The 24539-nt window shown below is 55.0% G+C and carries 26 protein-coding genes; 14 read left to right on the top strand and 12 right to left on the bottom strand.

Annotated features, from left to right (window positions below; all coding sequences use genetic code 11):
* Window position 1: 1 nt before the first annotated feature.
* Complete coding sequence (gene metB, locus EoCCA6_RS12455) at window positions 2–1162, bottom strand: cystathionine gamma-synthase (protein WP_126304437.1); 1161 nt, start codon at window positions 1160–1162, stop codon at window positions 2–4.
* 275 nt (window positions 1163–1437) lie between these two features.
* Here metB and metJ point away from each other — a divergent pair, with 275 nt between their 5' ends.
* Window positions 1438–1755 (top strand): met regulon transcriptional regulator MetJ, encoded by a 318-nt coding sequence (metJ, locus tag EoCCA6_RS12450; protein WP_007369220.1) that lies wholly within the window; start codon window positions 1438–1440, stop codon window positions 1753–1755.
* Between the two features lie 48 nt (window positions 1756–1803).
* On the opposite strand, the gene rpmE is transcribed toward metJ, so the two are convergent.
* Entirely contained in the window at window positions 1804–2016 is a 213-nt protein-coding gene (gene rpmE / locus EoCCA6_RS12445; protein ID WP_003862040.1) for a 50S ribosomal protein L31, read from the bottom strand.
* Between the two features lie 200 nt (window positions 2017–2216).
* On the opposite strand from rpmE, the gene priA reads away from it, so the two are divergent.
* The 7 genes from priA to rraA all read left to right on the top strand — a co-directional run bounded on the left by priA (window position 2217) and on the right by rraA (window position 10123).
* Complete coding sequence (gene priA, locus EoCCA6_RS12440; RefSeq protein WP_152082914.1) at window positions 2217–4412, top strand: primosomal protein N'; 2196 nt, start codon at window positions 2217–2219, stop codon at window positions 4410–4412.
* 119 nt (window positions 4413–4531) lie between these two features.
* Window positions 4532–5557, top strand: coding sequence for a DNA-binding transcriptional regulator CytR (gene cytR, locus EoCCA6_RS12435; RefSeq protein WP_152082913.1), 1026 nt, complete (start codon window positions 4532–4534; stop codon window positions 5555–5557).
* 93 nt (window positions 5558–5650) lie between these two features.
* Complete coding sequence (ftsN, locus tag EoCCA6_RS12430; RefSeq protein ID WP_152082912.1) at window positions 5651–6586, top strand: cell division protein FtsN; 936 nt, start codon at window positions 5651–5653, stop codon at window positions 6584–6586.
* Window positions 6587–6680: 94 nt separating this feature from the next.
* Window positions 6681–7211: an ATP-dependent protease subunit HslV gene (hslV, locus tag EoCCA6_RS12425; RefSeq protein WP_014172194.1), complete on the top strand. Its 531-nt coding sequence runs from the start codon at window positions 6681–6683 to the stop codon at window positions 7209–7211.
* Between the two features lie 9 nt (window positions 7212–7220).
* The gene (gene hslU, locus EoCCA6_RS12420) at window positions 7221–8555 is read left to right on the top strand and encodes an HslU--HslV peptidase ATPase subunit (RefSeq protein ID WP_010436948.1); all 1335 of its coding nucleotides are present in this window, start codon (window positions 7221–7223) and stop codon (window positions 8553–8555) included.
* Between the two features lie 63 nt (window positions 8556–8618).
* Window positions 8619–9545 carry a 1,4-dihydroxy-2-naphthoate polyprenyltransferase gene (gene menA / locus EoCCA6_RS12415; protein WP_152082911.1) on the top strand — a complete coding sequence of 309 codons (927 nt, stop codon included), beginning with the start codon at window positions 8619–8621 and terminating at the stop codon, window positions 9543–9545.
* A gap of 92 nt (window positions 9546–9637) precedes the next feature.
* Window positions 9638–10123, top strand: a complete 486-nt coding sequence (rraA, locus tag EoCCA6_RS12410) for a ribonuclease E activity regulator RraA (protein ID WP_126546043.1) — start codon at window positions 9638–9640, stop codon at window positions 10121–10123.
* A 36-nt stretch (window positions 10124–10159) separates the two neighbouring features.
* Here the strand turns inward: rraA and EoCCA6_RS12405 are convergent, their stop codons facing one another.
* The 3 genes from EoCCA6_RS12405 to zapB form a co-directional block, all read right to left on the bottom strand.
* Window positions 10160–10555: a hypothetical protein gene (locus EoCCA6_RS12405; RefSeq protein ID WP_152082910.1), complete on the bottom strand. Its 396-nt coding sequence runs from the start codon at window positions 10553–10555 to the stop codon at window positions 10160–10162.
* Entirely contained in the window at window positions 10552–11220 is a 669-nt protein-coding gene (locus EoCCA6_RS12400; protein ID WP_152082909.1) for a hypothetical protein, read from the bottom strand. Before EoCCA6_RS12400 ends, EoCCA6_RS12405 begins: the two co-directional genes overlap by 4 nt.
* Before the next feature lie 92 nt (window positions 11221–11312).
* Window positions 11313–11552, bottom strand: coding sequence for a septal ring assembly protein ZapB (zapB, locus tag EoCCA6_RS12395; protein ID WP_022649799.1), 240 nt, complete (start codon window positions 11550–11552; stop codon window positions 11313–11315).
* A gap of 399 nt (window positions 11553–11951) precedes the next feature.
* Between zapB and EoCCA6_RS12390 the strand changes: the two genes are divergently transcribed.
* From EoCCA6_RS12390 to fpr, 4 genes are all read left to right on the top strand, one after another.
* Window positions 11952–12797: an MIP/aquaporin family protein gene (locus EoCCA6_RS12390; protein WP_152082908.1), complete on the top strand. Its 846-nt coding sequence runs from the start codon at window positions 11952–11954 to the stop codon at window positions 12795–12797.
* A gap of 21 nt (window positions 12798–12818) precedes the next feature.
* Window positions 12819–14327 (top strand): glycerol kinase GlpK, encoded by a 1509-nt coding sequence (gene glpK, locus EoCCA6_RS12385; RefSeq protein ID WP_112011857.1) that lies wholly within the window; start codon window positions 12819–12821, stop codon window positions 14325–14327.
* Window positions 14328–14450: 123 nt separating this feature from the next.
* Window positions 14451–15461, top strand: coding sequence for a class II fructose-bisphosphatase (gene glpX / locus EoCCA6_RS12380; protein WP_152082907.1), 1011 nt, complete (start codon window positions 14451–14453; stop codon window positions 15459–15461).
* Between the two features lie 97 nt (window positions 15462–15558).
* Window positions 15559–16305 carry a ferredoxin--NADP(+) reductase gene (gene fpr / locus EoCCA6_RS12375; protein ID WP_152082906.1) on the top strand — a complete coding sequence of 249 codons (747 nt, stop codon included), beginning with the start codon at window positions 15559–15561 and terminating at the stop codon, window positions 16303–16305.
* On the opposite strand, the gene EoCCA6_RS12370 is transcribed toward fpr, so the two are convergent.
* Window positions 16306–16725 carry a DUF805 domain-containing protein gene (locus EoCCA6_RS12370; protein ID WP_152082905.1) on the bottom strand — a complete coding sequence of 140 codons (420 nt, stop codon included), beginning with the start codon at window positions 16723–16725 and terminating at the stop codon, window positions 16306–16308.
* Between the two features lie 112 nt (window positions 16726–16837).
* On the opposite strand from EoCCA6_RS12370, the gene EoCCA6_RS12365 reads away from it, so the two are divergent.
* Both EoCCA6_RS12365 and tpiA read left to right on the top strand, forming a co-directional pair.
* Window positions 16838–17434: a DUF1454 family protein gene (locus EoCCA6_RS12365; protein ID WP_152082904.1), complete on the top strand. Its 597-nt coding sequence runs from the start codon at window positions 16838–16840 to the stop codon at window positions 17432–17434.
* Between the two features lie 111 nt (window positions 17435–17545).
* Window positions 17546–18313 carry a triose-phosphate isomerase gene (tpiA, locus tag EoCCA6_RS12360; RefSeq protein WP_006808674.1) on the top strand — a complete coding sequence of 256 codons (768 nt, stop codon included), beginning with the start codon at window positions 17546–17548 and terminating at the stop codon, window positions 18311–18313.
* An 81-nt stretch (window positions 18314–18394) separates the two neighbouring features.
* Here tpiA and EoCCA6_RS12355 read toward each other — a convergent pair whose 3' ends face one another.
* From EoCCA6_RS12355 to cpxP, 6 genes are all read right to left on the bottom strand, one after another.
* On the bottom strand, window positions 18395–19699 hold the full coding sequence (locus EoCCA6_RS12355) for an SLC13 family permease (RefSeq protein ID WP_152082903.1): 1305 nt from the start codon (window positions 19697–19699) through the stop codon (window positions 18395–18397).
* A gap of 73 nt (window positions 19700–19772) precedes the next feature.
* Entirely contained in the window at window positions 19773–20516 is a 744-nt protein-coding gene (locus EoCCA6_RS12350) for a CDP-diacylglycerol diphosphatase (RefSeq protein ID WP_152082902.1), read from the bottom strand.
* Window positions 20517–20619: 103 nt separating this feature from the next.
* Entirely contained in the window at window positions 20620–21609 is a 990-nt protein-coding gene (locus EoCCA6_RS12345; protein WP_152082901.1) for a sulfate ABC transporter substrate-binding protein, read from the bottom strand.
* A gap of 233 nt (window positions 21610–21842) precedes the next feature.
* Window positions 21843–22805, bottom strand: coding sequence for a 6-phosphofructokinase (pfkA, locus tag EoCCA6_RS12340; RefSeq protein WP_152082900.1), 963 nt, complete (start codon window positions 22803–22805; stop codon window positions 21843–21845).
* 174 nt (window positions 22806–22979) lie between these two features.
* Window positions 22980–23873, bottom strand: a complete 894-nt coding sequence (gene fieF / locus EoCCA6_RS12335; protein WP_152082899.1) for a CDF family cation-efflux transporter FieF — start codon at window positions 23871–23873, stop codon at window positions 22980–22982.
* A 153-nt stretch (window positions 23874–24026) separates the two neighbouring features.
* Window positions 24027–24533, bottom strand: a complete 507-nt coding sequence (cpxP, locus tag EoCCA6_RS12330) for a cell-envelope stress modulator CpxP (protein WP_152082898.1) — start codon at window positions 24531–24533, stop codon at window positions 24027–24029.
* Between the last annotated feature and the right edge of the window lie 6 nt (window positions 24534–24539).

Raw genomic sequence — 24539 nt, 5'->3', positions numbered from 1 at the left:
ATTACCCCTTGGCTGCGACCCGGAAGCCATTTTCCAGATCGGCAATTAAATCTTCAGAATCTTCAATACCGGTTGAGATACGCAGCAGCGTCTCAGAGATCCCGGCAGCGGCACGTGCTTCCGGTGCCATACCTGCGTGCGTCATGGTCGCGGCGTGGGAGATTAAACTTTCAACCCCACCTAATGATTCCGCCAGCGTAAACAGCGACAACCCGCTCAGGAAGCGACGCAGCGTTTGCTCGTCACCGTCCAGTTCAAAACTTAACATCGCGCCAAAGCCCTTCTGTTGACGCGCGGCAATCTCGTGCCCCTGATTTTCCGGCAGCGACGGGTGATAGAGCTTCTTCACCAGCGGCTGGGTTTTCAGGAAATCGACAATCGCCTGGGCATTGCGCTGCGCGACGTCCATACGCGGCGACAGCGTGCGAATGCCGCGTAACAGCAGGTAACTGTCGAAGGCCCCCGCCGTGACGCCAATGTTATTGGCCCACCATGCCAGTTCGGTGACAACGTCGGGATCTTTTGCAATCACCACGCCTGCCACCACGTCAGAATGGCCGTTCAGATATTTAGTGCATGAATGCAATACAAGATCTGCACCCAGTGCCAGTGGGTTCTGAAGGGCCGGACTGAGGAACGTATTATCCACTACACTTATCGCTCCCGCATCCCTTGCGAGCTGACAAATTTTCGCAATATCGACCACGCGCAACAATGGATTGCTTGGACTTTCCACCAGAACCAGCTTCGGCCGCTCTGCCAGCGCCTGTTTTAGCGCCTGCTCGTCGTTTTGATCGACAAACAACACACGGTAACAGCCACGCTTTGCCAGGCTATCAAACAGACGATAGCTGCCGCCATAACAGTCGTGCGGGGCAACCAGCAGATCGCCAGGTTTCAGGAACACCGTGGTCACCAGGTGAATGGCGGACATCCCGGTATTGGTTAACACCGCGCCTGCGCCGCCTTCCAGCTCCGCCAGCGCGCGCTGGGTGACATCACGCGTAGGGTTGCCACGCCGCGAGTAGTCATGCGCGCGAGGTTCATTAAATCCGGTGAAATTATAGGTACTGGAAAGATGAATCGGCGGGACAACGCAGCCGTACTGCTCGTCATCATTCAATCCGCTACGCACTGCGATAGTGGCCTGTTTACGCGTCATGGTGAGGGCTTCCTGGCGATTGAGGTGAAAAGTCAGGCACCAGAGTAAACATTGAAAGTATGGACGTCAATACATCTGGACATCTAAACTTCTTTGCGTATAGATTGAGCAATGCGCAAATAGCCGTTAAAATTATATGCTTTAGTGCACGCTGCAGCGGCAATATCCGTGCCTCGGTATCGTCTCTACGGTAAACTAGACAAGATTACGGTTCAAAACCGACGGTTATCGGTTTGCACCTTTAGATTAATGACTGAGAGGATTAAAGGTATCTCATGGCTGAATGGAGCGGCGAATATATCAGCCCATACGCTGAGCACGGTAAGAAGAGTGAACAAGTAAAGAAAATTACGGTTTCCATTCCTCTGAAGGTGTTGAAGATCCTCACCGATGAACGTACGCGTCGTCAGGTGAATAACCTGCGTCACGCAACCAACAGCGAACTGCTTTGCGAAGCGTTCCTGCATGCGTTTACCGGTCAACCGTTGCCGAACGATGAAGATCTGCGTAAAGAGCGCAGTGATGAAATCCCGGAAGAGGCGAAGGTGATCATGCGTGAACTGGGTATCGACCCGGATACGTGGGAATACTGAGATTTGGATAAAAAAAAGGCACCTTGCGGTGCCTTTTTTTCGGGAAACTTATTTAGCGCCCGGAATGCTGAAACGCTTGTTGAAGCGGTCAACACGGCCACCGGTTGCAACATCACGCTGCTTACCAGTGTAGAACGGGTGGCATTTGCCGCACACGTCCAGGTTCAGATCGTGGCCCACGGTAGAGCGGATCTGGATAGAGTTACCGCAAGAACAGTTTGCAGTAATCATTTCGTATTTCGGGTGAATATCTTTTTTCATGGGAGAACCTCAGTTAAGGCCGCGTCGCTCTTCCAGCCCTAACGCCAGACACCACGCGATGTTGAATGTAAGTTCTTTGGCGTAAAGTACACCAAAGGCGGCGAATCATACAGAATTTGACCAACGTATGCAAACTGATCCGCACGCCGCTTTTACTAATGTGTATACTAACGCGCCACTTTTCAAGTCAGGAAGATTCGATGCCCGTCGCTCACGTTGCCCTGCCCGTTCCGCTTCCCCGCACCTTTGACTACCTGCTGCCCGGCAGCATGAGCGCCAAAGCGGGCTGTCGCGTGACCGTGCCGTTTGGCAAACAGCAGCGCGTGGGGATAGTCGTTTCTGTCAGCGATAAAAGTGAACTGCCGCTTAACGAACTGAAATCGATCGTTGAGGTGCTGGACAGCGAGCCGGTTTTCTCCACCAGCACCTGGCGACTGCTGCTGTGGGCGGCGGATTATTATCATCATCCGATTGGCGATGTTCTGTTCCACGCCCTGCCCGTTATGCTGCGTCAGGGCAAGAGCGCCAGCCATGCACCAATGTGGTACTGGTTTGCTACGGAGCAGGGTCAGGCCGTGGATATCAACAGCCTCAAGCGCTCCCAGAAACAGCAGCAGGCGCTGGCTGCACTGCGCCAGGGGAAAATCTGGCGGCATCAGGTCGACGAGCTTGAGGTGAATGAAACTGCATTGCAGGCCTTGAGAAAGAAAGGGCTGAGCGAGCTGGCCAGCGAAGCGCCTGCCCTTCACGACTGGCGCGACAGTTTTTCCGTCTCGGGTGATCGCCTGCGGCTGAACACCGAGCAGGCCACCGCCGTGGGTGCCATCCATAGCGCCTCCGATCATTTCTCTGCCTGGCTTCTGGCGGGGGTCACCGGCTCCGGCAAGACGGAAGTCTACCTGAGCGTACTGGAAAACGTGCTCGCGCAGGGCAAACAGGCGCTGGTGATGGTGCCGGAGATCGGCCTCACACCGCAAACCATCGCCCGCTTCCGCGAACGCTTTAATGCGCCGGTTGAGGTGCTGCACTCCGGGCTGAACGACAGCGAGCGCCTCAGCGCCTGGCTGAAAGCGAAAAACGGCGAAGCGGCGATTGTGATCGGCACGCGTTCCTCACTGTTTACGCCGTTTAAAAATCTCGGCGTTATCGTCATCGATGAAGAGCACGACAGTTCCTATAAACAGCAGGAAGGCTGGCGCTACCACGCCCGCGACTTATCGGTGTACCGCGCCCACAGCGAGCAAATCCCCATTATCCTGGGTTCCGCTACGCCTGCGCTCGAAACGCTGCATAACGTTCGCCAGCGTAAATACCACATGCTGCGCCTGACGCGCCGCGCGGGGAATGCCCGTCCGGCCATTCAACACGTGCTGGATTTAAAAGGCCAGCAGGTGCAGGCCGGGTTAGCCCCCGCGCTTATCACCCGTATGCGCCAGCATTTGCAGGCGGGCAACCAGGTGATCCTGTTCCTTAACCGTCGTGGATTTGCACCCGCGCTGCTGTGTCACGACTGCGGCTGGATTGCAGAGTGCCCGCGCTGCGACCACTACTACACCTTCCACCAGGCCCAGCGGCATTTGCGCTGCCACCACTGCGACAGCCAGCGTCCGGTACCGCGCCAGTGCCCGTCATGCGGCTCAACGCATATCGTGCCCGTCGGCCTGGGTACGGAACAGCTGGAGCAGGCGCTGGCCCCGTTCTTCCCTGACGTGCCCCTGTCCCGTATCGATCGCGACACCACCAGCCGCAAAGGGGCGCTGGAGCAGCAGCTTGCCGAAGTGCATCGCGGTGGCGCGCGCATATTGATTGGCACCCAGATGCTGGCCAAAGGGCACCACTTCCCGGATGTTACGCTGGTCGCCCTGCTGGACGTCGACGGTGCACTGTTCTCTGCCGATTTCCGCTCCGCCGAACGTTTTGCTCAGCTTTATACCCAGGTCGCTGGCCGTGCCGGACGCGCAGGTAAGCAGGGCGAAGTGGTGTTGCAAACGCACCACCCTGAGCACCCGTTGCTGCAAACGCTGCTGCATAAAGGTTATGACGCTTTCGCTGAACAGGCGCTTGCCGAACGCCAGACGATGCAGCTGCCGCCGTGGACCAGCCACGTCATCATCCGCGCGGAAGATCATAACAACCAGCAGGCACCGCTCTTCCTGCAACAGCTGAGAAACCTCCTGCAGGCCAGCCCGCTGGTGGATAATCAGCTGTGGATTTTGGGCCCGGTTCCGGCGCTCGCCCCAAAACGCGGCGGGCGTTTCCGCTGGCAAATCTTACTGCAACACCCGTCCCGCATCCGCTTACAGCATATCGTCAGCGGCACGCTGGCGCTGATTAATACCCTGCCGGAAGCGCGCAAAGTGAAGTGGGTTCTCGACGTCGATCCGATAGAAGGCTGAATACGGATCGAAAAAATTCAACACGCTTCACACTTTTTATGAAAATTCTGTAACCGCTCTCATAAACTATCTGTAAAAATGGTGTGTCCGCAGTTCGGTGTTCAGGCGAGGAGAAGACGTTGAAGTCCAGGAAAGAGGTTGCCACAGCGACCATGAAAGACGTTGCCCAGAAAGCACAAGTCTCTACGGCAACCGTATCCCGCGCATTAATGAACCCGGATAAAGTCTCTCAGGCGACCCGAAATCGGGTAGAACAGGCGGCGATTGAGGTGGGTTACTTCCCGCAGGTAATGGGGCGCAACGTTAAACGCAATGAATCGCGTACCATCCTGGTGATTGTGCCGGACATTTGCGATCCCTTCTTCAGTGAAATCATCCGTGGAATCGAAGTGACGGCGGCTGAGCAGGGCTACCTGGTACTGATTGGCGACTGCGCGCACCAGAATCAGCAGGAAAAAACCTTTATCGATCTTATCATTACCAAGCAGATTGACGGCATGCTGCTGCTTGGCTCGCGCCTGCCGTTTGATGCCAGCATCGAAGAGCAGCGCAACTTACCGCCGATGGTAATGGCTAACGAGTTTGCGCCGGAGCTGGAGCTGCCGACCGTTCACATCGACAACCTGACCGCCGCCTTTAACGCCGTGAATTATCTTCAGGAGCTGGGGCATAAACGCATTGGCTGTATCGCCGGACCAGAAGAGATGCCACTGTGCCACTACCGCCTGCAGGGTTATGTTCAGGCGCTGCGTCGCGCCGGTGCCACGGTTGATCCACACTATATCGCACGCGGTGATTTCACCTTTGAAGCCGGTGGGCTGGCGCTGGAGAAACTGCTGGCATTGCCGGAGCCACCTACCGCTGTGTTTTGTCACAGCGACGTGATGGCGCTGGGCGCACTCTCATATGCCAAACGTCGCGGCCTGCGGGTGCCGAAAGACCTGTCGATTATCGGCTTCGATAATATTTCGCTTTCGGAATTTTGCGATCCGCCGCTCTCAACCGTCGCGCAACCGCGCTATCAAATTGGCCGCGAAGCCATGCTTCTTCTGCTGGATCAACTGCATGGTCAAACAGTTAGCAGTGGCTCACGGTTACTGGACTGCGAGCTGATTGTGCGCGGTTCTACCCAGGCATTGACTTAAAGTAAATGCCTTTCGGACACCCTTATCTGGTCAAAGCCCCGCCGCTTAAGTAACATGGCGGGCTGACGAACGAATAAATACAGCGAAACGATAGTGGCACAACGAGATTATGTACGTCGCGGCCAGCCGGCACCTTCGCGACGCAAAAAGAGTAGTTCAAAAAGCAAACAGCGTAATTTGCCTGCTGTCTCGCCAGCAATGGTCGCCATTGCTGCGGCTGTACTGGTGGCCTTTATTGGCGGCCTGTACTTCATCACGCACCATAAAAAAGAAGAGTCCGACGCGCTTCAGGGCAACAAGGTTGCCGGAAACGGTCTGCCGCCGAAGCCTGAAGAGCGCTGGCGCTATATTAAAGAGCTGGAAAGCCGCCAGCCTGGCGTTCGCGCGCCTACCGAGCCGTCTGCCGGTGGTGAAGTGAAAAATGCCGATCAACTGACTGATGAACAACGTCAGTTGCTGGCGCAGATGCAGGCCGATATGCGCCAGCAGCCTACGCAGCTGAACGAAGTGCCGTGGAATGAACAAACGCCAGCGCAGCGTCAGCAAACATTGCAGCGCCAGCGTCAGGCTCAGCAACAAGTTCAGCAACAACAGCAGTGGGCGCAAACGCAGCCGGTGCAGCAGCCTCGTACGCAACCGCAGCAGCAGCCGAAAGCCCAGCCGCAAAAGCAAGCGGCTCAGCCATATCAGGATCTGCTGCAGACGCCAGCGCATACCACCGCGCAGCAGCCGAAAACGCAGCAGGCCGCGCCCGTCACCAAAGAGACGGAAGCGCCGAAGCAGACGGCCGAGAAAAAAGACGAACGCCGCTGGATGGTGCAGTGCGGTTCGTTTAAAGGCGCAGAGCAGGCCGAAACGGTGCGTGCTCAGCTGGCATTTGAAGGATTTGATTCACGCATTACCACCAATAACGGCTGGAATCGCGTGGTGATTGGCCCGGTCAAAGGCAAAGAAAATGCCGACGGGACGATTTCCCGTTTGAAAGTGGCTGGTCACACAAACTGCATTCGACTCGCATCCGGGGGTTGAAACCCCCAAAATCCCCCCCATCTATCATTCTATTCAGCCCTGAGCACAGGCTCGGGGCTTCTGTTTCCCGATTCTGTAACCAGGGGGTCTGCTCGTGACAACAATAGTAAGTGTACGCCGTAACGGCCATGTGGTAATCGCCGGTGATGGCCAGGCCACGCTGGGTAATACCGTCATGAAAGGCAACGTGAAGAAAGTACGTCGTCTCTACAACGACAAAGTGATCGCCGGTTTTGCAGGCGGCACGGCTGATGCCTTCACGCTGTTTGAACTGTTTGAACGCAAACTGGAGATGCACCAGGGTCATCTGGTGAAAGCTGCCGTTGAGCTGGCAAAAGACTGGCGTACTGACCGCATGCTGCGCAAGCTCGAAGCGCTGCTGGCAGTAGCCGATGAAACCGCCTCGCTGATCATCACCGGTAACGGCGACGTGATCCAGCCAGAAAACGACCTGATTGCCATCGGCTCTGGCGGCCCTTATGCCCAGGCTGCTGCCCGCGCGCTGTTGGAAAACACCGACATGAACGCGCGCGATATCGCGGTGAAAGCGTTGGATATTGCAGGTGATATCTGCATCTATACCAACCACAACCACACCATCGAAGAATTACCGTCTAAAGCGTAAGGATCTCCCATGTCTGAAATGACCCCACGCGAAATTGTCAGCGAACTGAACAAACACATTATCGGCCAGGATAACGCCAAGCGTTCCGTGGCTATCGCCCTGCGTAACCGCTGGCGTCGTATGCAGCTTGATGAGGAGCTGCGCCACGAAGTCACACCGAAAAATATTCTGATGATCGGCCCGACGGGTGTCGGTAAAACCGAAATCGCCCGTCGTCTGGCGAAACTGGCTAACGCACCGTTTATCAAAGTAGAAGCCACCAAGTTCACCGAAGTGGGCTATGTGGGTAAAGAAGTGGACTCCATCATCCGCGATCTGACCGACTCGGCGATCAAGATGGTGCGCGTCCAGGCTATTGAGAAAAACCGCTACCGCGCCGAAGAGATGGCGGAAGAGCGCATTCTCGACGTGCTGATCCCACCGGCAAAAAACAACTGGGGCCAGGCCGAACAGCAGGCTGAACCTTCCGCAGCGCGTCAGGCGTTCCGCAAGAAACTGCGTGAAGGCCAGCTGGACGATAAAGAGATTGAGATCGATCTCGCTGCCGCACCAATGGGTGTGGAAATCATGGCTCCTCCTGGCATGGAAGAGATGACCAGCCAGCTGCAGTCCATGTTCCAGAACCTGGGCGGCCAGAAGCAGAAAGCGCGTAAGCTGAAAATCAAAGACGCGATGAAGCTGTTGATTGAAGAAGAAGCGGCGAAGCTGGTAAACCCGGAAGAGCTGAAACAGGACGCTATCGACGCGGTTGAGCAGCACGGTATCGTGTTTATCGACGAAATCGACAAGATCTGCAAACGCGGCGGCAACAGTTCCGGCCCGGATGTTTCCCGCGAAGGCGTTCAGCGCGACCTGCTGCCGCTGGTAGAAGGCTGCACCGTCTCTACCAAGCACGGTATGGTGAAAACGGACCACATCCTGTTTATCGCCTCCGGCGCGTTCCAGGTTGCCAGCCCGTCCGATCTGATCCCGGAACTGCAGGGTCGTCTGCCAATCCGCGTTGAGCTGCAGGCGCTGACCACCGAAGATTTCGAACGTATCCTGACCGAGCCGAATGCTTCTGCCACCGTGCAGTACAAAGCGCTGATGGCGACCGAAGGCGTAAACCTCGAGTTCACTGAAGACGGTATCAAACGTATCGCCCAGGCCGCATGGCAGGTGAACGAAACCACCGAAAACATCGGTGCGCGTCGTCTGCACACCGTGCTGGAACGCCTGGTGGAAGATATCTCTTATGACGCGAGCGACCTTAACGGTCAAACCATTACCATCGACGCAGAATATGTGAGCAAACATCTGGATGCGTTAGTGGCAGATGAAGATCTGAGCCGTTTTATTCTATAATCGCGTTCAATGCATTTTCATCACTGTTGATGGGGGCTATTGCCCCCATTTTTTATTGGCTAAATAACTATGACTGACATCAGCCGTACTCAGGCGTGGCTCGAAAGTCTGCGTCCGAAAACGCTTCCTCTGGCCTTTGCCGCAATAATTGTTGGCTCTGCCCTTGCCTGGTGGCAGGGACATTTCGATCCGCTGGTCGCCGGGCTGGCATTGATCACCGCTGGTCTGCTGCAAATTCTCTCCAACCTCGCCAACGACTACGGCGATGCGGTGAAAGGCAGCGATAAACCTGACCGCATCGGGCCGCTGCGTGGGATGCAGAAAGGGGTCATTACCCAGGCACAAATGAAGCGGGCGTTGATTATCACCGTGGTGTTGATTTGCCTGTCGGGTCTGGCGCTCGTCACCGTCGCCTCAAAAACCACCAGCGACTTCATCGGTTTCCTGGTATTGGGCCTGCTCGCCATTATCGCGGCGATTACCTACACCGTCGGCACGCGTCCATACGGGTATATTGGTCTCGGTGATATTTCCGTGCTGGTGTTCTTCGGCTGGCTGAGCGTGATGGGCAGTTGGTATCTGCAGGCGCATACCGTTATCCCTGCCCTGTTCCTGCCTGCGACCGCCTGCGGCCTGCTGGCAACGGCAGTGCTGAATATCAACAACCTGCGCGACATCGACAGCGACCGTGAGAACGGCAAGAACACGCTGGCTGTGCGTCTGGGGCCGGTTAACGCGCGTCGTTACCACGCCTGCCTGCTCATCGGCGCGCTGGTCTGCCTGGCGCTGTTTAACCTGATCTCGCTGCACAGCCTGTGGGGCTGGCTGTTTGTGCTCGCCGCACCGCTGCTGATTAAGCAGGCGCGATATGTGATGCGTGAACTCAGCCCGTCAGCCATGCCGCCGATGCTGGAACGCACGGTAAAAGGCGCATTGCTGACTAACCTGTTGTTCGTCGTCGGGATTGTCTTAAGCCAGACGCTCAGTTAGCTGACAAATATCAATTAACAATTGATGATTTTGCCAACAACGCATTTCGCACGATATACTGAACACATTCGCAGCAACAGAGCGTTAAACCTATGAAATACGATACCTCCGAGCTTTGTGACATCTACCAGGAAGATGTCAACGTCGTTGAACCGCTGTTCTCCAACTTTGGTGGGCGGTCGTCGTTTGGCGGGCAAATCATCACGGTGAAATGTTTCGAGGATAACGGGTTGCTGTACGATCTGCTCGAACAGAACGGCCGTGGCCGCGTTCTGGTGATCGACGGCGGTGGTTCCGTGCGCCGTGCATTGATTGATGCTGAACTGGCCGGAATTGCCGTCCAGAATGAGTGGGAAGGGATTGTGGTCTACGGCTCCGTGCGCCAGGTGGACGATCTGGAAGACCTGGATATCGGCATTCAGGCCATCGCGGCCATTCCGGTTGGCGCGGCGGGTGATGGCATTGGCGAAAGCGACGTGCGCGTGAATTTCGGCGGCGTGACCTTCTTCTCCGGCGATCATCTTTACGCTGATAACACCGGTATTATCCTTTCCGAAGATCCGCTGGATATTGAGTAGCGAAAGAAGGCCATCTGGTGTACAGATGGCCTTCTTTTATTTATTTTCATCCATATCATAGTGAATAACTCGTATCCCCAGCTGTCCGTTTGATTTCTCTACCGAAACACTCATCATTTCGTGGCGTTGCGGATAATTGTTTATCCAGGCATCAAGCTGTTCGATGAGTGAACCAACATCGCTTTCCTCTATATTGGTAAAAACTATCTCATTCGATCTTAATCCACTTCCCTCATCTGTTTGACTAAGGAAATACCATTGGTTTGATACCCTCGGGGCACTTTTAAGAACTTTTGGAGTCATCAGTTGGTAACGAAAAAAATCATCTTGCGTATAACGTTCTGGTACAAAAGTTCGAGCTGCCAGAAATATGTACCCGGCCCCTATAGTAATAATAAAAACCCAAAATATTAATAGCTTAAAAATCTTCATAAGCTAAACTCACGAACATACGCTGGGCTTGCCACAGGAGTTATCGAACTCATGAATGCGGGCAACCTTCCCTGATAAGGTTTGAGGTTACTTGTTTTTTCCAGAGGATCTGGGAAAAGAAGAGGAAGTAGGCTTTTATTTTTGTATTCACCAACAGGACCATAGTGATCCCAAATCCGGTACGCTTTCTCTTTCGGGCATATATGCAGAAAAGCAGTATAATCCGCATAGTTAACTGCCTGACAAAAACCAAATAAATTTGAAACAAGATCTTCAGCACTATATCCGCTGTCAGTAAAAACAACATAGGGCCAGAAGTCCTGCACCGACTCAAACTGGTGAGATGTCCCCATGAATATAGCTAGTGCCACCCCCTTTAAAACATGTTCACTAAGCCCTCGACGGACTAAAAATCTTCTGTATATACCGGTAGTAATGCCTGTTCCAGCAAAATTAATTGACATACTCTGATGATAATTAACTTCGAACCAGGTGTCGTCTCCGCCGTGAGGCATCATTATTTGCTGCCATAGCCTTTCGGCTCCTGTTGGATTAGCATGCCCAAGATCGATCCATCCCAGATTTTCTGTATAGACAAGACCTTTTGGAGTATCGCGAGTAATATAGCGGCCAGTATTATCGATAATATCGCTTCGTTTTGTCATCTCGCATTCCTTGAGAACAACATGTTGAGCGATAATATTCCCCCATAACAAAAAAGGCATCCATTAAGGATGCCTTTTGTACGAATTCAGAATTACACCTCTTCCATACGTCCCAGCAGCGCCTGCAGGCGATCCTGCCAACCGTTCTGCTGCTCGCGCAGCTGGTTGTTTTCGCGCTCCAGTTCTTCACGGCTGTGCTGGGCGTTCTGAACTTCCTGAGATAAGGAATTGTTCTTCTCTTTCAGCTCTTCAATTTCCATTTGCAGCAGCGTGATGGTGTCAATCGCCTGCTGTACTTTCGATTCCAGTTTCTCAAACACTTCTAAAGACATGATCCTACCTCTCCTGAATTGCAAGGCGACGCTTTAACGTAAACGCGCACAACATATGTTCCGATTGTATGGAGCGCAGTCGCGCCTGTCCAGCGGCATGCCACGCAGATCGCGGTTTGCAACACTTTTCGGCCTCGTCCTGGTGCGTTCGCGGCATATACCCCTAAATTGTTAACTCATTCGTTAATGAAATGATTCAGCTCACACTCCGGCGCTGATGCAAAAATGTGCTTTATGGCGCGAAAACGCTCATTTTATTGACGCAGACCACACATTTTGATTTCGATATTTCTCGTTTTTGCTCGTTAACGATAAATTAACACTATGTCTACAGGACATCGTGGTTGTCACGGGCGGCCATGTTAACAATAAACATTCAATTTTTTCAGGATTCCGATTATGAGTCAGACATCAACCTTAAAAGGCCAGTGCATTGCCGAGTTCCTTGGTACTGGGTTGTTGATATTCTTCGGAGTGGGCTGTGTCGCTGCACTGAAAGTGGCGGGTGCCAGTTTTGGGCAGTGGGAAATCAGTATCATCTGGGGTCTGGGCGTGGCAATGGCCATCTACCTGACTGCAGGCGTGTCTGGTGCACATCTTAACCCGGCGGTGACCATCGCGCTGTGGCTGTTCGCGTGCTTCGACGGACGCAAAGTTGTTCCTTTCATTATTTCTCAATTTGCCGGCGCGTTTTGCGCAGCGGCGTTAGTTTACGGGCTTTATTACAATCTTTTCATCGACTTCGAACAGACGCATCATATGCTGCGCGGCAGCGTCGAAAGTCTGGATCTGGCCGGTATTTTCTCCACTTATCCGAACCCGCATATCAATTTTGTGCAGGCCTTCGCGGTTGAAATGGTGATTACCGCTATTCTGATGGGCACCATACTGGCGCTGACCGACGATGGCAACGGTATTCCGCGTGGCCCGCTGGCTCCACTGCTGATTGGCTTACTGATTGCCGTGATCGGCGCATCAATGGGCCCGCTGACGGGCTTTGCGATGAACCCGGCGCGTGACCTGGGTCCGAAAACCTTCGCCTTCGTTGCGGGTTGGGGCGACGTTGCCTTCACCGGCGGCAAAGACATACCTTACTTCCTCGTACCGCTGTTCGGGCCGATCGTAGGGGCTGCGCTGGGGGCATTTGGCTATCGCAAACTGATTGGTCGCCACTTACCGTGCGACACCTGTGTGGAAGAGGAGAAGGAAACATCTTCCGCCGCACAACAAAAAGCCTCGCTGTAATCTGACTACGGGACACAAACCATGACCGAAAAAAAATATATCGTTGCGCTCGACCAAGGCACCACCAGCTCCCGCGCTGTCGTAATGGATCATGACGCGAACATCGTCAGCGTGTCACAGCGCGAATTCGAGCAAATTTATCCTCGCCCAGGCTGGGTAGAACACGATCCAATGGAGATTTGGGCGTCGCAAAGCTCCACGCTGGTCGAAGTGCTGGCGAAAGCCGATATCAGCTCCGACGAAATTGCCGCCATCGGTATTACCAACCAGCGTGAAACCACCGTGGTCTGGGAACGCGAAACCGGTAAGCCGATTTATAACGCCATCGTCTGGCAGTGCCGTCGTACCGCCGAAATCTGCGAAAAGCTGAAGCGCGACGGCATGGAAGAGTACATCCGTAGCGCCACCGGCCTGGTGATTGACCCCTATTTCTCCGGCACAAAAGTGAAGTGGATACTTGACCACGTGGAAGGCTCACGTGAGCGTGCAAAACGCGGCGAGCTGCTGTTCGGCACCGTCGATACCTGGCTTATCTGGAAGATGACCCAGGGACGCGTTCATGTCACCGACTACACCAACGCCTCGCGCACCATGCTGTTCAACATCAATACCCTCGAATGGGATGACAAGATGCTGGACGCGCTGGACATTCCACGCGCCATGCTGCCTGACGTGCGTAAGTCTTCCGAGGTGTACGGCCAGACCAACATCGGCGGTAAGGGTGGCACCCGTATTCCTATCGCCGGTATCGCCGGTGACCAGCAGGCGGCGCTGTTCGGCCAGCTGTGCGTCAAGGAAGGGATGGCGAAAAATACCTACGGCACCGGCTGCTTTATGCTGATGAACACCGGCGAGAAAGCGGTGAAATCAGAAAATGGCCTGCTGACCACCATTGCCTGCGGCCCACGCGGTGAAGTGAATTACGCCCTGGAAGGCGCAGTATTCATGGCGGGCGCGTCCATTCAGTGGCTGCGCGACGAGATGAAGCTGATCAGTGATGCATTCGACTCCGAATACTTCGCGACCAAGGTGAAAGACACCAACGGCGTGTATGTAGTGCCTGCATTCACCGGTCTCGGCGCACCGTACTGGGACCCGTATGCCCGCGGCGCGATTTTCGGTCTGACGCGTGGTGTGAATTCCAACCACATCATTCGCGCCACCCTGGAATCTATCGCCTACCAGACGCGCGACGTGCTGGAAGCGATGCAGGCTGACTCCGGCATTCGTCTGCATGCGCTACGCGTGGACGGCGGCGCGGTTGCCAACAACTTCCTGATGCAGTTCCAGTCCGACATTCTGGGCACCCGCGTGGAGCGCCCTGAAGTGCGTGAAGTGACGGCGCTGGGTGCGGCGTACCTGGCCGGTCTGGCGGTAGGCTTCTGGCAGAACCTGGACGAGCTGCAGGAAAAAGCGGTGATCGAACGTGAATTCCGCCCTGGCATCGAAACCACCGAGCGCAACTACCGCTACAGCGGCTGGAAGAAAGCGGTGAAACGTGCCCTGGCATGGGAAGAGCACGACGAGTAATCATATATTCCCTCTCCCCTGGGGAGAGGGTTAGGGTGAGGGGCTCAGACCGCGCCGGCCCCCTCACCCCTCCCCACTCTGTGATAAACTTCGTGCAATTCCTTTTGATTGTACGAGTACCCCATGAAACGTGAACTTGCTATCGAGTTTTCCCGCGTCACCGAAGCGGCCGCGCTGGCGGGCTATAAATGGCTCGGCCGTGGCGACAAAAATACCGCAGACGGCGCAGCCGTCCATGCCATGCGCATTGTGCTAAACCAGGTCAACATCGACGGCACCATCGTGATCGGCGAAGGCGAGATCGACGAAGCGCCGATGCTCTACATCGGTGAAAGAGTCGGGACAGGTAAAGGCGATGCCGTGGATATCGCCGTCGACCCGATCGAAGGCACGCGCATGACGGCGATGGGCCAGGCCAATGCGCTGGCGGTGCTGGCCGTGGGTGATAAAGGCTGCTTCCTCAACGCGCCGGACATGTACATGGAAAAGCTGATTGTCGGCCCTGGCGCGAAAGGCGCAATCGACCTCAGCCTGCCGCTGGAAGAGAACCTTCGCAATGTAGCCAACGCGCTGGACAAACCGCTCAGCGAGCTGACCGTCACCATTCTGGCGAAACCGCGTCACGACGCCACCATCGCGCAGATGCAAAAACTCGGCGTGCGCGTGTTTGCGATCCCGGACGGCGACGTTGCCGCCTCGATTCTGACCTGCATGCCAGACAGCGAAGTGGACGTGCTTTACGGCATCGGTGGCGCACCGGAAGGGGTAGTCTCTGCGGCGGTGATCCGCGCGCTGGACGGCGACATGCAGGCGCGGCTGCTGGCCCGTCATGACGTAAAAGGCGACAGCGAAGAAAACCGTCGCATCGGTGAGGACGAGCTTGCCCGCTGCGCAGCAATGGGCATCGAAGCGAATAAAGTCCTCGCGTTGAACGACATGGCGCGCAGCGATAACGTGGTCTTCTCCGCAACCGGTATCACTAAAGGCGACCTGCTGGACGGCATCACCCGCAAGGGCAACATGGCGACCACCGAAACCCTGCTGATCCGCGGTAAATCGCGCACCATTCGCCGCATTCAGTCTATTCACTATCTCGATCGCAAAGACCCGGACGTGCAGACGCACATTCTTTAAAACCGTTTGATCGATTGAGCTTTCCGGCCCAAATGGGCTGGAAATCTCTCCGGTAAGAACGGAAGATAGAAATAGAATTTCAGCACAGGAGATGGTCATGGCGGACTGGGTAACAGGTAAAGTCATAAAGGTACAGTTCTGGACCGATGCGCTATTTAGTCTCACCCTTCACGCTCCCGTTCATCCATTTACCGCCGGGCAATTCGCCAAGCTGGGTCTGGATGTCGATGGGGAACGCGTGCAGCGCGCCTACTCTTACGTCAACGCGCCGGATAATCCGGACCTTGAGTTCTATCTGGTCACCGTCCCGGACGGCAAACTCAGCCCGCGCCTTGCCGCACTGAAACCGGGCGATGATGTTCAGATTGTGAGCGAAGCGGCAGGTTTCTTTGTGCTGGACGAAATCCCGGACTGCGACACCCTGTGGATGCTGGCTACCGGTACGGCCATCGGCCCTTACCTCTCTATTCTCCAGTACGGCAAAGACCTGGAGCGTTTTAAAAATATCGTGCTGGTTCACGCCGCGCGCTACGCCGCAGACTTAAGCTATCTTCCGCAGATGCAGGAACTGGAACAACAGTATGGCGGGAAGCTGAAAATCCAGACCGTGGTCAGCCGTGAAACCGCAGCAGGCTCGCTGACCGGGCGCGTGCCGGCGTTGATTGAAAGTGGTGCGCTGGAAGCGGCGGTTGGCTTGCCGATGAATACGGAAACCAGCCACGTGATGCTGTGCGGCAACCCACAGATGGTCAGAGATACACAGCAGCTTCTGAAGGAGTCCCGGCAGATGACGAAACATCTTCGCCGCCGACCGGGCCATATGACCGCTGAACACTACTGGTGATCAGCGGTACTTCACCTCAAGGGTGTCTTTACCGTATTTGTTTTCGTTTTGGGTGCCGATAAACGCGCCCAGATCGACAACCATCATCACGAAGATCACGGACGGCAGCAGCCTGCCCACAACCCAGGGGAGGATGGACGGCAGTATCGACCAGTTCCCTGCCACCAGCATCCACGCCAGAATAATCAGAAATGCCCATGCGCCGGAACGACCGCGATCGTGCAGACGTTTCACCACCACCGCCGCGGTTGGCCAAAGCAGGCAGACCAGTGCAAACGCCGCCGTTTGCGTACTCAGCCACGCATTGTAGGCAACGAAAAACAGAAGCAGCATGGCGACAATCCAGGTCACCATCCAGATCCAGAAATCACGGCGTCCAATACGCCCTTTGAATGAAAACAACCACTGCTGTATGGTCATGTAAGGTTCCTTATTATCGTATAGCGCGCATTTTACCCTGGAGTTGTGACCTTTTGACAAGCCGGACAGATATCGTTTTAATCATGAACAGTTACAGCCTGGGACAATATTGATGAAACGTTGGGCTTACTCATTTTTGCTGTGTTTAACAACGCTCAGCGCCTGCTTTCCCCTTTACGCCGCCGAAACCACCGCACCGGCAACCGCGCCGTATCTGCTGGCAGGTGCGCCGTCGTTCGATCAGTCGATCAGCCAGTTCCGTGAAGCGTTCAACAAAGACAACCCGACGCTTCCGCTGGAAGAATTCCGCGCCATTGATAGCGCACGCGATACACCGACCCTCACCCGCGCCGCCAGCAAGATTAACGAGAACCTGTACGCCTCAACCGCACTTGAGCGTGGAACGTTAAAAATCAAAAGCATGCAGGTTACCTGGCTGCCAATTCAGGGGCCAGAGCAAAAAGCGGCAAAAGCGAAAGCGCTGGAGTATATGAGCGCCGTCCTGCGCGCCTTTACGCCTGCGCTGACAAAAGCGCAAAGCCAACAAAAGCTGCAAAAACTGCTGACGGCGGGCAAAAACAAGCGTTACTACGCCGATACGGAAGGTGCCGTTCGCTATGTAGTGGCAGATAATGGCGAAAAAGGCCTGACCTTCGCTGTTGAACCGATTAAGCTGGCACTATCAGACTCACTTGGAGGGGCGAATTAATGACAAAAAGCAAAGCCTTTCAGGGGAAAATCTCTATACTGATTCACAGACCATGCTGCCCGTCAGGGTGGCCATATTCCTTAATTCGCTTATTTAGCGTGGAGAATTGAAATGCGACATCCTTTAGTGATGGGTAACTGGAAACTGAACGGCAGCCGCCACATGGTAAACGAACTGGTTGCGAACCTGCGTAAAGAGCTGGCTGGTGTGACTGGCTGCGCGGTTGCTATCGCTCCGCCGGATATGTACCTGGATCTGGCTAAACGTGCCGCTGACGGCAGCCACATCGTGCTGGGCGCGCAGAACGTTGACGTTAACCTGTCTGGCGCATTCACCGGTGAAACCTCCGCTGAAATGCTGAAAGATATCGGCGCGAAATACATCATCATCGGCCACTCTGAGCGTCGCACCTACCACAAAGAATCCGACGAATTTATCGCGAAGAAATTCGCCGTGCTGAAAGAGCAGGGTCTGATCCCGGTTCTGTGCATCGGTGAAACCGAAGCGGAAAACGAAGCGGGTAAAACCGAAGAAGTGTGCGCACGTCAGATCGACGCTGTGCTGAAAACCCAGGGCGCGGCAGCGTTCGAAGGCGCAGTCATCGCTTACGAGCCAGTCTGGGCGATCGGTACCGGCAAATCTGCAACCCCTGCGCAGGCTCAGGCGGTTCACAAATTTATCCGTGACCACATTGCTAAAGCCGACGCGAAAGTGGCTGAGCAAGTGATCATCCAGTACGGCGGTTCCGTAAACGCATCCAACGCTGCTGAGCTGTTCACCCAGCCAGACATCGATGGCGCGCTGGTTGGCGGCGCATCCCTGAAAGCGGACGCTTTCGCGGTGATCGTTAAAGCAGCAGAAGCAGCTAAACAGGCGTAATGGCTTTTGTGGCGGGTGGCGCTTCGCTAACCCGCCCTACGGTTCTGTAGGCCCGGTAAGCGTCAGCGCCACCGGGCTTTTTTACAGCCGTCCCAGTACGCTAAACCACAGATAATCCAGCGGCAGCAGCACCAGATACGTTGCGATTGCCAGCGCCAGACAGAGCAGCATCCCCGCCCTTGCAGGCACCTTCCCTAGCCCCATTGCCACTACAATCGGCGATGCCTGATACGGCAGCAGCGGCGTGGAATACCCCAATACCTGAATCATGATCACCGACAGCAGCGGGAAGCCGGTAGCATCCGAAAAACTCTGCGCCAGGGTGGTGTACAGCGCGGGAACGCCGTTGGCCGTCATGATGAAGTTGAGCGCCGTGGTGATCCCCGTCAGCGCCAGGAAGCTGGTGAACGGTCTGTCTGCATCCAGCGGCATAATCTGCAGTAACGCCTCACCCACGGCTGAGCCAATGCCGGTTTGCGTCACCACAATCGCCAGCCCCAGAATGCCCGCCACATAAATACAGGTGCGCATGTTTACGCCTGTGGAAAACTCTTCGCCAGTGATAAAGCCGATGCGCGGCAGCATGACAATGACCGACGCCGCCAGCCCCGTCCAGGCAGGCCCAACGCCGTGCCAGCTCTCCGTCACCCACATCACCAGCACGACAGCCAGCAGCCAGGCGAGCCGTTTTTCATCCCGCCCCATGGGTTCTGACGGCATGAGATCGCGCGCGGGTTTCGGGCTGCCGGGAAACAGCCAGCAGATCAACCCAATCAGAATCAACCCCTTGAGGATACCGAGCACCGGCGTGTGCAGCAGCAGATAGGGCACATAGTTCAGGTGGATACCGTATGAGCCTTCCGCCGCGCCGCTCATCACCAGATTGGGCACGTTGGCAGGCAGAATAGTGGCCGAAAGCTGGAAGGTGCCGAACCCGACAGCCAGCGCGAGGCCAAACCAGGCGCGCGATCCATCGGGAATGCTGGCGCGTTTTGCCATCGCCGCGACGATGGGCATCAACAGCGCAATGCGGCCCATGTTCGACGGCATCACAAACGCCAGGGCGTAGCTCAGCAACACCACGCTGGCGACCATTAATACCCAGGAGTCAGTGAGCTTTGCGGATAAAGCCCGTGCAGCCCTGTCGGCCAGACCGGTTTTACGGATCGCCACGCCAAGCACAAAGCCGCTGAATACCAGCCAGAAGGCAGACGAGGCAAAGCCGCCAAAAATCACCTCCGGCGGGGCAATTCTGGCGGTCATCGCCGCCGTAAAAAACAGCAGCGCGGTGATGAATTCCGGCAACAGTGACGTCGCCCATAACACAATGGTGACGCCAACGATCAGTGAAGGCAGTAACAGAGGGTGAGTTAACCAGAGCGACATTCCTGTCTCCTGTCGGTTTTTTCAGCAAGTCTACGGCGACAGGCAGAACGAGTAAACGCTATTTATGGTGGGCTCACTTCAGGATATGGCATTGATGATCCTGTAATTCCTCAGCGGATGCGCGGTTAAGCATCAGCAAATTGCGCTCGGTCGCCAGCAAAATAAACGACCCGTCCGACTGCTGAGCCATTGCCAGCGCAAAGCGCCCCATATGGTCGCGCGCTTCCGGCACCTCTTCCGCCAGCATCATAAACGGGCTGCGCTGCACCAGTTCATTTTCCGTCACACGACGGGCGAGATATTCATGCCCTTCCAGTCCGCCCGGAAAAGGCAGCCACTGGGTGCTGATTTGCCCCTGAGAGGCATTCAGTTTTTCGCGCACGTCAGGGCGCAGGCAGGAGATATGAATATGGAAATGATTCTGCGTGCGGCCGGTCGGGGAGTTAATCGTCAGCGAAATGGCGCTGTCGGGCACCTCGGACCCACGCTTCAGGGACATAAAGCTGCGCGACTGCCACGCCAGCCAGAAGAAATTCGGCGTATGTGGCTCGGTTAATAGTGGGCTTTCAGTGCCGTTGATGCGGTAGGTCGGCATCAGCAGGTATTGCAGCGGTCCGTTGCGGTCTTTGAACACCACGTAACCTGCGTCAGGTTTCACCTGCGCACACGGCGCAGGATTACGGTGTTGCAGCTGACCAGGCAGACACTGGTCGAGGACGATATGACGCAACGCATTCGGGTTACCCGCTTTCATCCAGTACCAGCCGCCAGCGGCGAGGGCGATGACAACCAGGCTCAGTAAGATAATTTTTTTCACAACGCGTTCCCTGTTTTCGTCAGAAGCGAAAGAGTAACGCAAAATGATGACCAAATAAAAAACCCGGCGGATTTCTCACACCGGGCTATTTTTGCGTAAACGCTTAGCGCTTGCTGATCTGGTCGAAAGTACCGCCGTTAGAGAAGTGCTCTTTCTGCGCTTTTGTCCAGCCACCAAACTCCTCATCAATGGTAAAGAGTTTCAGTTTCGGGTAGGCGTTCTCGTATTTCTTCGCCACAGCCGGATCACGTGGGCGATAGAAGTTTTTCGCCGCAATTTCCTGGCCTTCCGGAGAGTAGAGATACTTCAGGTACGCTTCAGCCACCGCTTTGGTCTCTTTCTTCTCAACCACTTTGTCGACGATGGAGACAGTCGGCTCGGCGAGGATAGATTCGCTCGGGGTGACGATCTCAAACTTGTCTTTACCCAGCTCATTCGTCGCCAGCAGGGCTTCATTTTCCCAGGCGATCAGCACGTCACCAATGCCGCGCTCAACGAAGGTATTGGTTGCACCACGTGCGCCGGAATCCAGCACTTCCACGTTTTTAAACAGCGCTTTCACGAACTCCTGAGCTTTCGCCTGATCGCCGTTGTTGTGGTGCAGGGCGTAGCCCCAGGCGGCCAGATAGTTCCAGCGTGCGCCACCAGAGCTTTTCGGGTTCGGAGTGATGACCGAGACGCCCGGCTTAATCAGGTCGTTCCAGTCATGAATTTGTTTCGGGTTGCCTTTACGCACCAGGAAAACGATGGTCGAGGTGTATGGAGCAGAGTTGTCCGGCAGACGTTTGATCCAGTTTTTATCAATACGGCCGCGCTCCGCAATCGCGTCTACGTCGTAGGCCAGCGCCAGAGTCACCACGTCAGCTTCAATGCCGTTAATAACAGACGTTGCCTGTTTGCCTGAGCCGCCATGAGACTGGCGAATCACCACATTGTCGCCGGTTTCCTGTTTCCAGTGCGCCGCAAACGCTTTGTTGTATTGATCGTACAGCTCACGCGTCGGGTCGTATGACACGTTCAGTAACTGGATGTCCTTAGCCAGAACGCTGGTCGATGCCAGCAATAATGTTAAACCCACGCCCCATTTATTCATCGCCCAGCTCTCTTATGTAGTGTTTTGATGAATGCAGCGTGCCAGAAAGGGAACCAATGATTAAAGAATAAAAAAAGATTGGCTATAACAAGGAGGAATAAAAAGAGGGACAGGAGCGACCTTATGCCCTCACCCCCCCCCCTCTCCCACGGGAGAGGGAGCAAACATAAAAAACGGTAACCCAAGGGTTACCGTTTTGCATTTACCTTGCCGCCACCGGGCAAAAGAGCCGATCAGTACAGTTTTTTCGCGCAGTCCAGCCAGTCACCTTTGAACGGACGCTTCATGTTTTCAATCGCATCGATGATGTCATGGTGAACCAGTTTTTCGTTCTGAATACCGACGCAACGGCCGCCGTGCCCCTGCAGCAGCAGATCGATAGCATATGCGCCCATGCGGGACGCCAGGATACGGTCGTACGGGCCAGGGGAACCGCCACGCTGGATGTGGCCCAGCACGGTCGCGCGGGTTTCGCGCTTGGTTTCGGTTTCGATGTACTTCGCCAGCTCGTCAACGTCACAGATGTGCTCGGTGATAGCTACGATGGCGTGTTTTTTACCTTTCGCGATACCGGCTTTGATTTCAGCAACCAGATCTTCACGGCTGAATTCGACTTCTGGCACTACGATGAACTCGCAGCCGCCCGCAATGGCCGCAGCCAGCGTCAGGTCGCCACAGTAACGGCCCATCACTTCTACGATGGAAATACGCTGGTGGGAAGAAGAGGTGTCACGCAGACGGTCAATCGCTTCAACAACCGTACCCAGCGCGGTAAAGAAGCCGATAGTGTAGTCAGTGCCTTTGATGTCGTTATCAATGGTGCCTGGCAGACCGATGCACGGGAAGCCCATTTCGGTCAGACGTTTCGCACCCATGTATGAACCGTCACCACCGATAACAACCAGTGCGTCCAGGCCGCGTTTTTTCATGTTCTCGATAGCCACTTCACGAACGTGTTCGTCACGGAATTCCGGGAAGCGCGCAGAACCCAGGAAGGTGCCGCCACGGTTGATCATGTCAGACACGCTGTAGCGGTCCAGTTGAACCATACGGTCTTCGTACAGACCCAGGTAACCGTCATAGATACCAAAAACTTCCAGACCTTCCGTCAGGGCTGCACGGACAACCCCACGAATTGCCGCGTTCATGCCCGGCGCATCACCGCCGCTTGTCAACACACCGATTTTCTTAATCATGACTACCTCTGAACTTAGGAATGCAAAATTGAAATCTGTTGCCGGAAGAAACTGTTCGACCAACGAATACTGCAAATAGTATATCAATCGCTTCCAGCTGAATTGATTCAGGTCAGACCAAATGGCGGTAATTTATACACAAAATGCTGGCCTGGCTCACTTTTTTACAACGAATTACGAAAGCTGAACATGTCCGGGTACAACCGAGCAGGGGTCCTGGTGAATAATGACGTCTGAACCAGGAAAACGCTGCAAAATCGCCTGCTCGACCTGCTCAGCAATGACGTGAGCCTGAACCAGCGGCAAGTTGTCTTCCATTTCTATATGAATCTGTATAAAGCGGGTCGGCCCTGACTGCCGCGTACGAAGATCGTGGGCTCCACTGACGCCCGGCCAGTGGTTCACGATAGCAAAAATTTCATCACGTTCTGCGTCCGGAAGGGCGCGATCCAGAAGCGATTGCACCGCCTCGTACCCCATCCGTAACGCACTGTATAAAATATAGATGCCAATTCCTAACGCAAACAACGCATCGGCGCGATGCCAGCCATACCAGGCCAGACCGAGCGCAATAAGAATAGCGCCATTCATCATAACATCAGACTGATAATGAAGCATATCTGCCCGTACAGCCTGGCTTTGCGTTTTGCGCACCACCCAGCGCTGGAACGTTACCAGAACAAGTGTGCTTATAAGTGCAATCACCGTAACCACCACGCCGACGCCCGGATCGTTCATCGGCGACGGCGAGACAAGATGCTGAATGCCGGTCAAAAAGAGGAACAGCGCGGAGCCGGAAATAAACATGCTTTGCGCCAGCGCCGCCAGCGATTCTGCCTTGCCATGCCCAAACGTGTGCTCTTCATCGGCCGGTTGCAGCGAGTAGCGCACCACCAGCAGGTTGGTCAGCGAGGCGGCAATATCCACCAGCGAGTCCACCAGTGCCGCCAGAATACTGACCGAGCCGGTGTACCACCACGCGAAAATTTTAATGATCAGCAAACACGACGCCATTACCGTCGCGGCGATTGCGGCCCGGCTTACCAGCCGTCCATAGGATTGATTCATAAACACTCCTGTCATGCCATGGCGCTAGTATAACGGATGGTTGCGGAGTCAAAGGATGAATAAACGGTTAACAAACCTGAACGAAGGGCAAAAAAAACCCCCACATCATGTGGGGGAAGACAGGGATGGTGTCTATGGCAAGGAAAACAGGGTTTACTGGTTACTACGGGTACTGCTATTGCTACTAAAAAGCGTCGTTTCTGAGCTTCGCTGCATCCGTGCAACCTCACGCAACTGGTCCATCCGTTGCTGGTGTTTCTCGTTCAAAACCGCTTGCTGCTCGGGCGAAAGCAGATGGAACATCTGGTTGCGGACCTTCGCCATCTCTACCTGGCGGGCAACCTGTTCCTGTGCCATTTTTTCTGCCTGAGCGCGTACAGCGCTTTCGTCAAAATTTTCTGCGGTGACAAGGCGATGCATTGTCTCCATTTCGCTAACATTAACAGGAGGCTGGTCGTGTCTTGCCCTCTGCATCAGATCTCGCATCTGTTGACGCTGATGTTCGGTTAAACTTATGCCGTCGAACATATGGCTTTGGCTGCTGTGCTGCGTTGCGCCCTCTTGTGAGGAACCGTTATCGCCGATGATAGCTACAGCAGCCTGGCTAAACGCACTGAACGCCAGCGTTGAGGCCATGACGGCAGCGGTAACTTTGCGCATCACTTG

Origin of the sequence: Enterobacter oligotrophicus, from assembly GCF_009176645.1 — a bacterium.
GTDB lineage: Bacteria > Pseudomonadota > Gammaproteobacteria > Enterobacterales > Enterobacteriaceae > Enterobacter > Enterobacter oligotrophicus.
Note: the sequence above shows the minus strand (reverse complement) of the source record. Positions and strands in the feature narration are given on the sequence as shown.